Here is a 15,120-nt window from a genome sequence, read left to right as displayed (position 1 = left end):
CTATCGTACATTTTATTCATCAATGGGTTGATAAGGATCTTCAAATCCCAATTGTTGCATAATATCAATTTCGATATTTTCCATTTCTTCAGCTTCTTCGTCAAGAATATGATCATAACCGAGTAAATGTAAACAACCATGCACAATCATATGTGCCCAGTGCGAAGTTAATGATTTATGTTGTTGCTCAGCTTCAGCTTCAACCACTTGCTTACAAATAATTAGATCACCCAATAAAGGAACATCGATCTCGATTGGAGATTCAAACGGAAAAGATAAAACGTTAGTTGGTTTATCTTTATGACGATAGGTACAATTTAATTGCTGACTTTCTTGTTTATCGACAATACGGATAGTGAGCTCGGCGTTATCCATAAACTGAGGTAAAATAGCCTCTAACCATTGCATAATTTGCGCTTCGGTAGGCAAATTTTGGTTATCTTCTGTAGCAATTTGCAAATCTAAAATAATTGCGCTCATCATATTTACCTTACTTTATTATTCACGATGATAAGGATGATTAGTGGTTAAACTCCATGCACGGTAAAGGCTTTCAGCTACAATAACCCGCACTAAAGGGTGAGGTAGGGTAAGTGGCGACAGTGACCAACTCTGTTCCGCTGCCGTTTTGCAAGAAGGAGATAACCCCTCAGGTCCACCAATTAATAAACTCACATCACGGCCATCTACTTTCCAACGTTCTAATTGTTCAGCTAAATTATGCGTTGTGTAAGGTTTACCTGGAATATCAAGAGTCACAATGCGATTGCCTTTACTACAGGCACTTAACATTGCTTCGCCTTCTTTATCTAAGATCCGTACAATATCTGCATTTTTGGTACGTTTTCCAGCGGGGATTTCAATAAGCTCTAAAGGCATATCTTTAGGAAATCGTGATTGATAATCATTAAAAGCAGTGGTAACCCAGTTTGGCATTTTATTGCCAACAGCAATAAGCTGTATCTTCACGTGATTAACTCCAAAGCTTCTCAAGTTCGTAAAGCTGACGGCTTTCTTCTTGCATTATATGTACAATGACCGCATCCATATCAACTACGACCCAATCGGCATCACTTTTACCTTCGCTACCTAACACCAAATGGCCTTGTTTTTTTGCTTCATCAAGTAAATGGTTAGCAATAGAGGAAACATGACGGTTTGAAGTGCCAGTACAAATAATCATATAATCGGTAATACTTGATTTGCCACGAACATCAAGGGTAACAATGTCTTTTCCTTTTAGATCATCAATCTTATCAATAATAAAATCTTGTAACGACTGCTGCAAAATAATCTCTCTTTTTATTAAAAATAAAGCGCCATTATAGCATATATTTTAAAAATAACGGTGATGATAACTTACACATATTTTTATTGATTATTGGGATTGCTTTTTTCTTTTCTTTTTTGCTAGTTTATCTTCACGCATTTTTTTTATTTGTTCTTTTCTGTTTTTCTTTATTTGGTCTCTTTTCAATTTTTTTTGATTATTTATAGCTAAACGTTCCTCTTTATTTAGAGTATCTTTTATTGTATCTTTTGCTTTTCGCTTTTTTTCTCTATTTATGCTAAATTCCTCTAGCACCTCTGTTAACGACGATATACCCAACAAGAATAAAAGTCCTAAAAATAAACCTAATAAAGATGGATATATTGGGTTGTAATCGTGACCCACGCGCGGAAGGATTCTAACCGTTGCTGCTTCTACAAAATTGGTACTAAATAAAAAAAGTAAGAAAAATATCGCTTTCATAATATATGCAATTTAATGGAATAATTTCCACGTATTTTATCTTATACAAATATATAGATGTTAAAGGAAATTTGAACAATAAAAAAGCAAAGTTTTATATTTCAATGGCACACATTTTCAAACAAAAAATTAGTGTTGCTGATCCAATTTTTGTAAAAATATTCAGGATTCTATACCGTCTTGAGATTAAAAAATGAAAATAATAATACGAAATTTGAATTGAGATGTGGAATAATCTAGGAGTAAACAAATAAAAACTTTAATAAAATTAATTCTAAATCTGAGGTGTTTTTAGTCAAAGCCCACGGGCAAGTAAAATTGCTCACGTGGGTTTATTTCAGTTACGTACAATCTTATTTATATAGATTTATAAAAACAGTTTGTGCAGTGCTTGCGGGGTTAGATGATACTTCTTTTACATAATAAAAGTGCGCACCATTAGCAACTGCATGTTTTTGTGCGGCGGCACTGATTTCTGCTGTATTGTTAAATACACCATGGAAGCTAATAGTACTAAATGGCATCATATGTTTAAATGCTTCGCTACTAATTTCGTAGGCATCTTGACCTGCTATTGCTGTTGTGACGATATAATCCCTAACGGGTGCGTCTTGTTTGTATAAAGCAACTTCGATATTTTCTGCTTGGTTTCTAATATCATCAGATGAAATTGAATCGATATAAAACGCATAGGCATTTTTTTCAGCGGCTAATTTACTTGCAGCTTCGGTAATTTCGGAAGTGTTATTGTAATTACCTTTAAATTTAACAACATCAAATGGTAAATAGTAAAGAGCTTTTGAACGTTCATAAGAAACCACGCCATTATAAATAGTTTCATTTTTCTGTACGGCTATTGGTGCGTTAGATTTGTAAATATTGGCATAAACAATCGCACGATCTGAAGAAGTTCCATTAGCTGGACTTTCCATTGCAGTAATATAGTAATATTTAGCACCTGCTTCATCGGCAGCGCGAGAAATATCTTTAGCAGCATTTTCGGCTTGTAAATAACTTCCAGTTACTGAAATTTCTTTTAATGGTACTAAATGACTACTTTCTTTAGCAGTTAATGGCTCAGCAGCATAAAGACTAGCAACAGGTAATGATAACAATACGGCTAATGCAATAGAGGATTTGGTAAAACGTTTCATAATATATTCCTTCATTTTTGAATTATTAAAATAGAAAATCGTTGTTTAACGCTTATTTTATTTGCAAATATATTTATTGATATTACTTCGAAAATATTCGAACTGGCAGAGCTCCTGATGTGTTGTCCTTGTCTACTTGTAAAAAGCGTTAAGACATTAATAGTTGTTTTGGTAGGAAAAAATAGTAAAACAACTTGTTATTGTTATAAGACGTTCAGTAATAATCCTCAAGATCTTTTAATCAAATAGAAGGGTGCCTAGCATTAATTGTTTAAAATGAAATTAATTGTCAAAAAAAGAGTTAATTTGAGCTAATTAAGAATGTTAATATTTTCTAAATTATATTTTTCCTACAGATTATTCTCTAATTCTTTCAATAAAGAATTTAAGGATTTGTGCAGTTAATCCCCAAATAACCCGATTGTGATACTGATAATAATAGACAGAATACTCAGCTCTTTTTTGCCATTTAGGTGATCGGTTTACAATGATATCAATAGGGAAATCATCAGAAGGTTTATGCCCGACAAACATTGTTGCACGCTGAGGGGGATTTTGAATAAACCACTCAATAGGAACGGTAAAAATCTGTTCGACTTCATCATGATTTAGTTTCAGATCATCAAGTGAATTGATTGTGCCAACAAATGGATAAATAGCCATACCTAATGTTGCAATAAACTTGGGTAATGCTCCTAAAATTGTTATGTGCTTAAAGGGGATACCCAATTCTTCAACTGTTTCACGTTTAGCTGTGTATTCGGGATTGGTATCAGATAATTCCACACGCCCACCAGGAAAGCAAATATCTCCAGGTTGCCATTTTAATTTTCTAGATCTAATTTGAAATAAAAGATGCAATTGATGATCAATATCAATAATCGGCAATAATACTGCAGCTTTATTATCGATAAATTTTGTGTTTTCTTTTTTTTGCATCTGTTTAGCAATATTTTCAATTGTTATCATAATTATTCATTTTATTTAGGGTTTAAATTTTTGTTCTATTTACCTTACACAAATAACATGCTAGATTTAATAGTAGCGTTAAATTAATACGCGTGTTTTATCTAATTGAAGCCATGCAATATTATATCAATAACATAAAAAAAGAGCTTGAAGATCTTGCCAAATTGAAACGTGAGCGTGCTATCATTGGTATGTCTCCTGAATTTCAGCAGGTATTTTTATTACTTCCTGCGCTTTTTCATTATCACACACCTAAATTACCAGGATATATGGAAGGCGATATACCTTCAGGTATTGCTTGCTATCAATTGTCTGATGATGTAAGTAAACGGCTTAAAACTGAATTCGATTTTATTCCATCCACTAACGAAAATAAAATAATTAACATCCCAGCCATATCCGCTTTATATACAATGGGAAGTACCTGTTCTATTGGACAGTCAATTCAATCTGATCTTGATATCTGGATATGCATTGAAAACAATTTAACAGATCAACAAAAAGAAGCCTTACAACAAAAATGCCGTTTGATCGAAGACTGGGCAGCAAATTTGCAAGTCAAATTAACGTTATTTGTGGTAGATGCTGATCGTTTTATTAATAAACATCATGAATGCCTAATGGGCGAAAATTGCGGAACTGCACAGCATATTTTGTTACTTGAGGAGTTTTACCGTTCCGCAAATTTATTAGCTGGCAAATACTTGTTGTGGTTTGCAATACCTTATAATTTCACCGTAAATAACCTTACTTATCCTACTTATGAAAAGTGCGTTCAAGCGATGGTTGATCTTAATTTAATCGAGCGAGAGCAATGGATTGATTTTGGTCCACTAACTGGATTATCAGCTCAAGAGTATTTTGGCGCAAGTTTATGGCAACTTTATAAAAGTATTGATTCACCTTTTAAAGCCGTACTCAAAACCCTATTATTAGAAGCGTATTCATGGATTTACCCACAAAATAAACCAGTTGCTTATCAAATGAGGGAACTGATTCAAAAAGGCGAAATTCATAAAGGGATGTACCTAGATTCTTATTACATGCTGTTAGACAGAATTAGTAAATACCTCATTGAAATTAATGATTATGAACGACTTGAATTAATTCGTAATTGCTTTTATTTGAAAGTGAACGAAAAACTTTCTATCCCAACACAATTGTCGTCATGGCGACGCTCTATTTTAAGTGAGTTAGTTAAAAGTTGGGGATGGGATGGTCAACAAATTGCAAAATTAGACGCAAGTCAAGCTTGGAAAATAGGGCAAGTCCGAGAAATACACGAAATCTTATTACACACTATGATGTCAGGCTATCGAAATTTACTCAATTTTGGTCGTCGTAATAATTTAGACTCATTAATTAGTCCTCAAGATCTGGCAATATTAACACGTAAGCTCTATGCTGCTTTTGAAGTATTACCGGGAAAGATTACAACGTTAAAGCTCAATATATCTGATAATTTACAAGAGGAAGCATTAACTTTTATTCATGTTGCAGAAGATCGCATCAATCGAGCAGGATGGTACGTTTACAATCAAAAACCCATGTTGCACTCAATTATTGGCCATCAATATCTTGAATATAGCAAATACTTAGTAAAACTTGTAGGTTGGTGTTATTTTAACGGCTTAATTGCTGATAGCACTCACTTTTATTATCATGATGGTGAAAACAGAAATAATTCGAAAATTAATAAATTGATCGCGGATCTAAAAAATTACTTTCCTACTGATGTGCCAGCAGCAACTGAAGAACAGTTATATGGACCATGCGAAATTCGTCACTTAGCTATTATTTTAAATTTAGAAGATGATCCGACCGCTAACATTGAATTAGACGATGAAGTGACCAATAGTGTACTTAATTATGGTAAAAATGAGCTAAGTTTAGTGGGATCAATTGATCTTCTTTATCGTAATTCGTGGAACGAAATTCGTGTTCTCCATTTCAGCGGTGCACTATCAGTGCTTCAGGCGATTAAGGAATTACTAAATCGAATGCATAAAGATGCTGATTTGCCTAATTTGCTAGAAATATTTTGTTATAGCGAGTACCAGGGTGATGAAATCAAACAACAAATGAAAAAGTTAATGGATGAATGTATCGATTTACGTTTAACTACCACTCAAAATAACTCAACGCAAGTAAAACCATTAAGGATCGGTGGAGCTTCATGGTATCTATTTTTTGAGCGATTAGGGGTATCATGTCATCAATTTGAAAATGCGATTGATTTTTATGGTGCAGTATCAAATAACAAAATACAAGGTAGGCCACTAAACATTTTAGACGAAACAAATGAACTACCAAAAGAAATTGATAGCGTCGCTTATGCAGGGATCATACAATTCTTTTTTGAAAATACTGATTCAGGTTTTGATCTTTACATTCTAAATGAACATAACCAAGTTGAAATATACCGTAATTGCAACGGTTCAATAGATAATATGGTTAAAGATATTAACGAATTTTATATCTTATCTGACGATCGCTTTTCATTTACTACCAGTAGCTCAGTTAATTTTAATCTACCTCAATTTTATCAAATTACTTATAATGAGCATGATGAAAGACAGATTATCCCGCTTAATTAAAAGATCGGCAAACGATCTAACTTGGATGTAATCATGTCAAAAAGTTTCAGGTAACTATGTGTTTTAGTATAAAAATAATAAAAGTTTACAATTAATAAGTAAAATAATTAAATTTCTATTAAAATAATGGGAACTTTTTTCTAATTTAAGAATCTAACTGTATGTCTGCACAACTTTGGGCCGATTGACAGTTATTAACAAAATAAGGAAAGGCCTTTAATGGGGGAGCAAGTAACAGACCAAGTATTAGTAGATCGCGTTCTTAATGGAGACAAAAACGCATTTAATTTACTTGTTGTTCGTTATCAAAACAAACTGGCTCATTTGGTTTCTCGTTATGTATTAGCGTCCGAAGTTCCTGATGTTGTGCAAGAGACTTTTATTAAGGCATATCGATCATTAAGTCTTTTTAAAGGTGAAAGTGTTTTTTACACATGGCTGTATCGAATTGCAGTCAATACAGCAAAAAACTACTTAACGTCTCAAGGACGACGGCCACCATCATCAGATATAGATGCTAGTGAAGCTGAAAGTTACGAAGGTGCAGATTCATTAAGAGATCTTGATAATCCTGAAAATTTAGCGCTTTCAGACGAAGTAAAAAAAACAGTATTTGCAACGATCGAAGCATTACCTGATGATTTAAAAACAGCAATTACATTGCGCGAAATCGAAGGGTTAAGCTACGAAGAAATTGCTCAAATCATGGATGTACCAGTTGGCACAGTGAGATCCCGTATTTTTAGAGCTCGTGATGCAATTGATGAAAAAATTAAACCATTACTCAGTTAATGGCTACAAATAAATGAATAAAGAGTAGTCATAAATTTAAGGTATTTACTATGCAAATAGAACAGAAAGAGCAACTTTCATTACTTATGGATGGTGAGTTTACAAACGACCATATTGTTGATGAAGTATTAAATGATGAAAGTTTGCAATCATGCTGGCATCGTTACCATATTATCAGAGATACAATGCGAGGTGAATTACACAGTAATTCATTAAATCATAGTAGTTCACTAAATTTAGATATCTCTAGCCAAATTGCACAAGCGATAGCAACTGAAGATTTATACAATCAACCAATTGATCAACCTAATATTGACACAACCTCGCCACCAAAAGCTGAAAACCTAATTTGGATTCACGTTAAGGACTTTATAGGCAAAGTAAGCCAAGTTGGGCTGGCAGCTTGTGTCACTCTTGGAATTATTGCAGGTGTACAATATAATCAAGGACAAACAGATAGTACCAGTGCAAGCCCTACACTAAATACAGTACCAGTTGGTGTAAGTGTGGCTCCTGTAGGTGGCATTCATCAACAAAACGATCAACAATTACTTGAAAAACGACAATACGACAAGATCAGATTGCTTGTACAAGATTATGAATTGCAAAAAAGATTAAATGCACACTAATTTTAAATGAAATCATCAAATTATTTTATCAAACATTTTATAAAACAGAGCCGAAAAATAATATTCGCTCTGTTTTTTGCATTTTATTCAGTATCGATTTATGCTAACGATACAGAGGATGCCTTTGCGTTATTAAACAAAATGAATCACGCTGTACAAACGCAAGATTACCGTATTTACTTCGTATCTCAAGATAAAAATCAATATGTAACCACATTCGAATATAGCCATATAGGTGCGCCTGTAAAAGAAGATATTAATGCTTACTTGCGCTATCTGGAAGGTCCTGATAAAGAGATCATCTTACATAAAGGCATAACCAGTTACTTTCAGCCTAATAGTTCATCATTTTCTATCACTAGCTCACGAATTATCGAAGCTTTCCCTGACGTTGTTTATAATAATTTTAATGACCTTAAAGAAGTTTACGATTTTATTTTTTTAGGCAAAGCAAGAACAGCTAATCGAAGCGCAAAATTAGTCAAAATCATAGCCAAAGAACAGGATCGTTATAGCTATGTAATTTGGATTGATGATGAAACCAGTTTACCAATTAGGATCGATTTATTAGATCAAAATAGCGACATCATTAATCAGATAAAAGTAATCCAACTAGATAAAAATTTTGATAAGAAAGAACAGCTAGATTATATCGCCAGTCGAACTTACCCAATCTTATTATCGATTGAAAAACAAAATAATGCTTTTGACCAATGGCGACTAGCTTGGTTACCTAAAGGATTTAAAGAAGTGGCTGCTTATAATTTGAATTTTTATAGTTCTGACATCGCGACTAAATTGTTTTCGGATGGCGTATTTTCGTTTACGGTCAATATCTCATCTGAACAAGCTAAACAAGCTAATCAAATTATTCAACAAGGTGGAAGGACTATTTATTCAACCAACTTAGGTCACAAAAACATTATCATCATAGGTAATTTACCTCGTACTACTATTGAACGTATTGCACAAAATATTGTTCAGAAATAAGTGCAAACTACTTAATAACGCTATGCTTGGTAGCGATAAAAGTGTAAAATATTTCACTTTCTGACTATGTAATTATTAGCAATATTGGTCATAACCAAAAGGCATTTTAGATAGTTAACCGTTAATAACCAAGATACTAATTATAATTTATTAATATGAATAAAAATATCCGCAATTTTTCAATTATTGCTCATATTGACCATGGTAAATCAACGCTTTCAGACCGCATAATACAAATTTGTGGAGGGCTTTCAGATCGTGAAATGGAAGCTCAAGTACTTGATTCAATGGATCTTGAGCGTGAACGTGGCATCACAATCAAAGCACAAAGTGTAACCCTTGATTATCATGCTAAAAATGGCGAAACATATCAGCTCAATTTTATTGACACACCAGGTCATGTTGACTTTTCTTATGAAGTGTCGCGCTCGCTAGCTGCTTGTGAAGGGGCGTTATTAGTTGTGGATGCAGGACAAGGTGTTGAAGCTCAAACACTGGCAAACTGCTACACCGCGTTAGATATGGATCTTGAAGTTGTACCAGTTCTAAACAAAATTGACTTACCTGCGGCTGAACCAGAGCGCGTTGCAGCCGAAATCGAAGATATTGTAGGTATTGATGCTAGCAATGCAGTGCGTTGCTCGGCAAAAACTGGCGTTGGCGTTGTTGATGTACTTGAGCAATTGGTCAGCGATATTCCACCACCAGAAGGTGACTCGACAGCACCATTGCAAGCACTTATTATCGATTCATGGTTTGATAATTATTTAGGTGTAGTTTCATTAATTCGCATTAAAAATGGCGAATTAAACAAAGGTGATAAGATCAAAGTAATGAGCACAGGTATGACTTATAACGTTGATCGACTTGGTATTTTTACCCCTAAGCAAATTGACAAACAATGCCTGCATTGTGGTGAAGTGGGTTGGGTTGTTTGTGCGATCAAAGATATACTAGGCGCGCCAGTGGGCGACACCTTAACTTTAGCAAAAGCGCCTGCACAAAATCCATTACCTGGTTTCAAAAAGGTCAAACCACAAGTTTATGCTGGATTATTCCCAACCAGTTCTGACGATTACGAAGCTTTTCGTGATGCCCTTGGCAAATTAAGTCTAAATGATGCCTCATTGTTTTATGAGCCAGAAAATTCTGGAGCTTTAGGATTTGGATTCCGTTGTGGTTTCCTTGGCTTATTACATATGGAAATCATTCAAGAACGCTTAGAGCGTGAATACAACCTTGATTTGATAACCACTGCACCGACGGTTGTTTATGAAGTACTAACTACATCAAATGACATTATCTACGTTGATAGCCCTGCCAAGTTACCAGCAGTAAATAACATTCAAGAATTACGCGAACCAATAGCAGAATGTAACATATTAGTTCCGCAAACTTATTTAGGCAACGTCATCACACTTTGTGTTGAAAAACGTGGTGTGCAAACCAATATGGTTTATCATGGCAATCAAGTTGCTTTAACGTATGAAATCCCAATGACCGAAGTTGTATTAGACTTTTTTGACAAACTAAAATCGACTTCGCGTGGGTATGCATCATTAGATTACAGTTTTAAACGATTCCAAGCTGCCGACATGGTAAGGTTAGATGTATTAATTAATGGTGAACGTGTTGACGCATTAGCCTTAATTACCCACAAAGACAATGCACCATATCGTGGACGAGAATTAGTTGAAAAAATGAAAGATCTTATTCCTCGTCAACTATTTGATATTGCCATACAAGCGGCTATCGGTAATCATGTTATAGCAAGATCAACGGTCAAACAACTACGCAAAAATGTATTAGCCAAATGTTATGGTGGCGATGTGAGTCGTAAAAAGAAACTTTTACAGAAGCAAAAAGAAGGTAAAAAGCGCATGAAACAAATAGGTAATGTGGAATTACCGCAAGAAGCCTTTTTAGCCATTTTGCATGTAGGAAAAGATTAACCAATTAAAAACAAATCAATAAAAAGATTTATTTAAAGAGGGAAAAAAATGGCTGGAACATTTGCCATCATATTAACACTAGCAACACTCATTACTGGTATCTTTTGGTTTTTAGAAAAATTCAAATGGAAACCAGCAAGACAACGTAAAGTTGAAGAAATCCGCATTCAAAGCAATGGCGAAGTTGATGGAAAGATACTTGCCGAAGTTGGTAAACCCAAAGGTTGGGTTGAAAATTTGGCATCGTTTTTTCCGGTATTGTTTGTCGTGTTTGTTATTCGTTCATTCATCTATGAACCGTTTCAAATTCCATCAGGATCAATGATGCAAACATTACTAATTGGCGACTTTATTGCTGTTGAAAAATTTTCTTATGGCGTGCGTGATCCTATTACTAACACCGTCATCATACCGACAGGACAACCAAAACGTGGTGATGTTGCCGTATTTAAACACCCAAATGTGCCTCAAATGGATCTTATAAAGCGTGTTGTCGGCTTACCGGGTGACAAAATAGTCTATTTGGTAAAAGAAAAGCAAATCTTAATCTATCCTGCTTGCCAAGCAACAGATGCAAATTGCGAAGGGCAACAATCACAGCCGCTGAATTTGCATTACAGCGAACCAAGGCCAAGTAACTGGAAAGAGGTGCATGAACAGTTCAAATCAAACCCTAATTTTTACACGCTAGAACAATATGCGGATAAAGGTATTGTTGATTCTCAGTCTATCATGACATTAAATATGAATATTCAACAAGAAACTCTTGGTGACACACCGCATGATATTCTAACCACTCAAGGTTCACAAGAAAATCCTAGCTATTTTTATCATCAGGATGGACAACCGATAGCCACTTGGGTTGTACCACAAGGTCATTATTTTATGATGGGTGACAACCGCGATAACAGTGGTGACAGTCGATACTTTGGTTTTGTCCCTGAAACCAATTTTGTTGGTAAAGCAACCGCAATTTGGATCAGCTTTGAAAAACAACCAAACGAATGGCCAACAGGAATCCGCTTTAGTCGTATTGGCGGTATACACTAATAGCTATAATTATGAAAAAATTTAGTCAAATTCAACAATCAATCGGCTATATGTTTCAAGATACATCTCTACTTGAATTAGCCCTTACTCATCGAAGTGCTAATAAATTGCATAACGAGCGTTTAGAGTTTTTAGGGGATTCTATTTTAAGTCTTGTCATAGCCGATGAACTTTATCACCGTTTTGCCAAACAAGATGAAGGCGATCTAAGCCAAATGCGCGCAACACTTGTTTGCGGGCAAACACTTGCCGAAATTGGTAAGGATTTTAAATTGGGCGATCACCTTATTTTAGGACAAGGTGAACTCAAAAGTGGTGGTTTTCGTCGCGAATCGATTATTTCTGATGCTGTAGAAGCCATAATTGGTGCCATTTATCTAGATAGCAACCTCGATACAGCTCGTTCACTAATCTTATCATGGTACCAAAGCCGCTTGACTCAAATTCAACCTGGTATTAAACAAAAAGATGCCAAAACAAGATTGCAAGAATACTTACAAGGAATTCATCGTCCGCGCCCATGTTATTTAATTCTTGAAGTAACTGGCGATAACCACGAACAAGAATTCTTAATTCAATGCAAAATTGACAATGATAGCCATGAATATTTAGGTCGTGGCTTAAGTCGCCGAAAAGCAGAACAAGCTGCCGCACAAGAAGCTCTCAACCAATTAGGTATAAAATGACAGAAACAACACAACATTGTGGATTTGTCGCCATTGTCGGGCGACCAAATGTAGGTAAATCAACGCTACTAAACCAATTGCTTGGTCAAAAAATTTCGATTACATCACGCAAAGCGCAAACGACCCGTCACCGAATTGTGGGTATTGACACGCAGGATAATGACCAAATTATCTATATCGATACTCCCGGACTTCATATTGAAGAAAAAAGAGCCATAAACCGCTTAATGAATCGTGCTGCAAGCAGCTCAATAGGGGATGTTGAACTCGTTATTTTTGTGGTTGAAGGCACACATTGGAATGACGACGACGAAATGGTCGCCAACAAACTCAAAGATTGCAAAAGCCCAGTTCTGTTAGTGATTAATAAAATTGACAACGTCACCGACAAAACACAATTATTACCGCATATTCAAGCGATAAGCCAAAAAATTAACTTCCTTGATGTTGTGCCAATTAGCGCTGAAAAAGGAGAAGGTGTAGATATTATAAAAGATATCGTCAAAAAACACTTACCAGAAGGTGAACACCATTTCCCTGAAGATTATATTACCGACCGCTCGCAACGTTTTATGGCATCGGAAATCATCCGCGAAAAACTTATGCGCTTTTTGGGTGACGAATTACCTTACTCGGTAACTGTCGAAATTGAACAATTCAAAGTTGATGAACGTAACGGAATGTATCGAATTAACGGATTAATCTTAGTTGAACGTGAAGGACAAAAGAAAATGGTCATCGGCAACAAAGGTGAAAAAATCAAAAAAATTGGTATTGAAGCGCGCAAAGACATGCAATCATTTTTCGACAACAAAGTCCATCTAGAGCTTTGGGTAAAAGTCAAAGCAGGCTGGGCTGATGATGAACGAGCGTTGCGGAGTTTGGGTTATAGTGATGATTAAAGATCTTACTTGATTTTAGTTATTCATCAGGCATAAATATGCCTGATTTTTTAATTTTATTTCCCTCTTTTCGATGTTGTAAACAAAAGACTTAAGAATATTTATTTATCGCATTGAAAACTTTTCATATAATCTTTATGCGAGTATTTATCTAGATAGCCCCTAATTTAGCTCAATCCTACTTTTACAAAACGATGTGTTAGCCTAATATCCTTACAGCACTGAATGTATTTATTCTGGTAATTGATGAGAATATCAAGCCACAGGCGAACACCTATTTATTATAATGTGTAATAGCCATCGTATTAATCAAAATACCCGAAACTAGTAAATCCTACAAATTATGAATAATAACAATTCACTAAAAGTTTTTATGGGACGTTGCTGTTGGAGTTCATTATTTTTCGAACATATAATTAAAATTTTATTGCTTATAATAGTTTTATAATAATAGTAAAATAGTTAAAATAAAAGACCATAATAATTATAGTGTTATAAGGAGTAGTGATGAAATGTACTTGTGTAAATAAAGAATGTAGTAAAGAATTTGATGCAGATCCAGATATTAAGTGTCCACACTGCCATAAAACGCAAAAAATTAACGAAAGTCTTATAGGTCGTTTAGTTTTTGTCTGTTTAGCTGGTATAGGAGGATATCAAGTCAACAATTTGATATCTCCTAATATTGAGAACAGGTATCCAACAAAGGTTGAATATAGCATCATAAATATATGTTTGAATGATAATAAATTGATACATAGTGATTATTATAAAAAAAAATTTAGCAAATGTGTTTCTGCACTTGAACAAACTAGAGCTGAAATTGATTACTCTAACTATCAAAAGAACCCAGATAGATTTAACAAAAAATTTAAGCATTTTTTTAAACAATGAATAAAATAAAAACTAATACAGAATATGAAAAGCTTATATGTGAGTTTGAAAAATATTTAGATTTATGTCAATGGACATTACGTAATTTTTTTGATGAATTCTATGATAATTCAATTCATATAAGTGGCGAAAGGTTAAATCCAGAAGAAATCAAGCAAAAGTATGACGCTTTTAGAAAAGCCAAATCAAGAAATAAAATTAATATATACGATTTAAAAGAGTATATCAAATTTATGCAAAATCATGATGTCATAAAAAAGAAAGGATATGTTTATGCTAATTACATTCCTTTAGGTGATGACATTAAACCAAGCACGAAGAAAATGTTTGAAGAATTGTCTAAAGAATATACTAATAAGGTTATGAGTGAATTAGATTAAAACTATTGCAACAAAAAAATATATGTCGCAATAGTTTTATTTCAATTATTATTTTTTCGGTGGGTTATTATCTCGTCCACCACCAGATGGGTTACCTGTTTTACTTGGCCAACCGGCTGAATTTGACATATTAATTCTCCTTATAGTATTTGTTAATAAAACCATGATTTCATGGTGTTTATATATTAAATGATTCTTATGTGACCAAATGTGACATTTGGTTTAAAAAACAACCATAGAACTCTTTTTTTAATTATTTTTGTTAGTGGCTGTTGATCTTTGCTGTACACAAATCACTCAACAATACATTGGCAGCCACATTAACATAAATGCCAGTGATACCATACTGGCATAATTCCTTTCTAACTTATC

General features: G+C 34.3%; 16 protein-coding genes. 10 read left to right on the top strand and 6 right to left on the bottom strand.

What is annotated here, in order from left to right; genetic code table 11:
- Window positions 1–12: 12 nt before the first annotated feature.
- The 6 genes from ybeY to ACGH6Q_RS05285 form a co-directional block, all read right to left on the bottom strand.
- Window positions 13–480 (bottom strand): rRNA maturation RNase YbeY, encoded by a 468-nt coding sequence (gene ybeY / locus ACGH6Q_RS05310; protein ID WP_411578460.1) that lies wholly within the window; start codon window positions 478–480, stop codon window positions 13–15.
- Between the two features lie 18 nt (window positions 481–498).
- The gene (gene rlmH, locus ACGH6Q_RS05305; protein ID WP_411578455.1) at window positions 499–969 is read right to left on the bottom strand and encodes a 23S rRNA (pseudouridine(1915)-N(3))-methyltransferase RlmH; all 471 of its coding nucleotides are present in this window, start codon (window positions 967–969) and stop codon (window positions 499–501) included.
- A gap of 4 nt (window positions 970–973) precedes the next feature.
- Window positions 974–1,291 carry a ribosome silencing factor gene (gene rsfS, locus ACGH6Q_RS05300; protein WP_034909992.1) on the bottom strand — a complete coding sequence of 106 codons (318 nt, stop codon included), beginning with the start codon at window positions 1,289–1,291 and terminating at the stop codon, window positions 974–976.
- 87 nt (window positions 1,292–1,378) lie between these two features.
- The gene (locus ACGH6Q_RS05295; RefSeq protein ID WP_296302356.1) at window positions 1,379–1,753 is read right to left on the bottom strand and encodes a hypothetical protein; all 375 of its coding nucleotides are present in this window, start codon (window positions 1,751–1,753) and stop codon (window positions 1,379–1,381) included.
- A 353-nt stretch (window positions 1,754–2,106) separates the two neighbouring features.
- Window positions 2,107–2,907: a YdgH/BhsA/McbA-like domain containing protein gene (locus tag ACGH6Q_RS05290; protein ID WP_167370066.1), complete on the bottom strand. Its 801-nt coding sequence runs from the start codon at window positions 2,905–2,907 to the stop codon at window positions 2,107–2,109.
- A 357-nt stretch (window positions 2,908–3,264) separates the two neighbouring features.
- A complete protein-coding gene (locus ACGH6Q_RS05285; RefSeq protein ID WP_411592209.1) occupies window positions 3,265–3,876 on the bottom strand; it encodes an NUDIX hydrolase in 612 nt (203 codons plus the stop codon).
- Window positions 3,877–3,968: 92 nt separating this feature from the next.
- Between ACGH6Q_RS05285 and ACGH6Q_RS05280 the strand changes: the two genes are divergently transcribed.
- The 10 genes from ACGH6Q_RS05280 to ACGH6Q_RS05235 all read left to right on the top strand — a co-directional run bounded on the left by ACGH6Q_RS05280 (window position 3,969) and on the right by ACGH6Q_RS05235 (window position 14,748).
- On the top strand, window positions 3,969–6,473 hold the full coding sequence (locus tag ACGH6Q_RS05280; protein WP_411592208.1) for a class I adenylate cyclase: 2,505 nt from the start codon (window positions 3,969–3,971) through the stop codon (window positions 6,471–6,473).
- A gap of 219 nt (window positions 6,474–6,692) precedes the next feature.
- Window positions 6,693–7,265: an RNA polymerase sigma factor RpoE gene (rpoE, locus tag ACGH6Q_RS05275; RefSeq protein WP_034909980.1), complete on the top strand. Its 573-nt coding sequence runs from the start codon at window positions 6,693–6,695 to the stop codon at window positions 7,263–7,265.
- A 50-nt stretch (window positions 7,266–7,315) separates the two neighbouring features.
- Entirely contained in the window at window positions 7,316–7,894 is a 579-nt protein-coding gene (locus tag ACGH6Q_RS05270) for an RseA family anti-sigma factor (protein ID WP_411592205.1), read from the top strand.
- Between the two features lie 6 nt (window positions 7,895–7,900).
- Complete coding sequence (locus ACGH6Q_RS05265; RefSeq protein WP_411592203.1) at window positions 7,901–8,884, top strand: MucB/RseB C-terminal domain-containing protein; 984 nt, start codon at window positions 7,901–7,903, stop codon at window positions 8,882–8,884.
- A 155-nt stretch (window positions 8,885–9,039) separates the two neighbouring features.
- Window positions 9,040–10,836, top strand: coding sequence for a translation elongation factor 4 (gene lepA, locus ACGH6Q_RS05260; RefSeq protein WP_034909972.1), 1,797 nt, complete (start codon window positions 9,040–9,042; stop codon window positions 10,834–10,836).
- Between the two features lie 48 nt (window positions 10,837–10,884).
- Window positions 10,885–11,886, top strand: coding sequence for a signal peptidase I (gene lepB, locus ACGH6Q_RS05255; protein ID WP_411592200.1), 1,002 nt, complete (start codon window positions 10,885–10,887; stop codon window positions 11,884–11,886).
- Window positions 11,887–11,894: 8 nt separating this feature from the next.
- Window positions 11,895–12,572, top strand: a complete 678-nt coding sequence (gene rnc, locus ACGH6Q_RS05250) for a ribonuclease III (protein ID WP_411592271.1) — start codon at window positions 11,895–11,897, stop codon at window positions 12,570–12,572.
- Window positions 12,569–13,474 carry a GTPase Era gene (gene era, locus ACGH6Q_RS05245; protein ID WP_085164856.1) on the top strand — a complete coding sequence of 302 codons (906 nt, stop codon included), beginning with the start codon at window positions 12,569–12,571 and terminating at the stop codon, window positions 13,472–13,474. The genes rnc and era overlap by 4 nt, the downstream gene beginning before the upstream one ends.
- Window positions 13,475–13,981: 507 nt before the next feature.
- On the top strand, window positions 13,982–14,368 hold the full coding sequence (locus tag ACGH6Q_RS05240; RefSeq protein WP_065590862.1) for a hypothetical protein: 387 nt from the start codon (window positions 13,982–13,984) through the stop codon (window positions 14,366–14,368).
- On the top strand, window positions 14,365–14,748 hold the full coding sequence (locus tag ACGH6Q_RS05235; protein ID WP_065590863.1) for a hypothetical protein: 384 nt from the start codon (window positions 14,365–14,367) through the stop codon (window positions 14,746–14,748). The genes ACGH6Q_RS05240 and ACGH6Q_RS05235 overlap by 4 nt, the downstream gene beginning before the upstream one ends.
- The last annotated feature ends 372 nt before the right edge of the window (window positions 14,749–15,120 follow it).

The organism is Gilliamella sp. BG2 (assembly GCF_046635645.1).
In the GTDB taxonomy this organism is placed as follows: domain Bacteria; phylum Pseudomonadota; class Gammaproteobacteria; order Enterobacterales; family Orbaceae; genus Gilliamella; species Gilliamella bombi.
The sequence above is the reverse complement of the archived record's forward strand: the minus strand, read 5'-3'. Positions and strand labels throughout refer to the sequence as shown.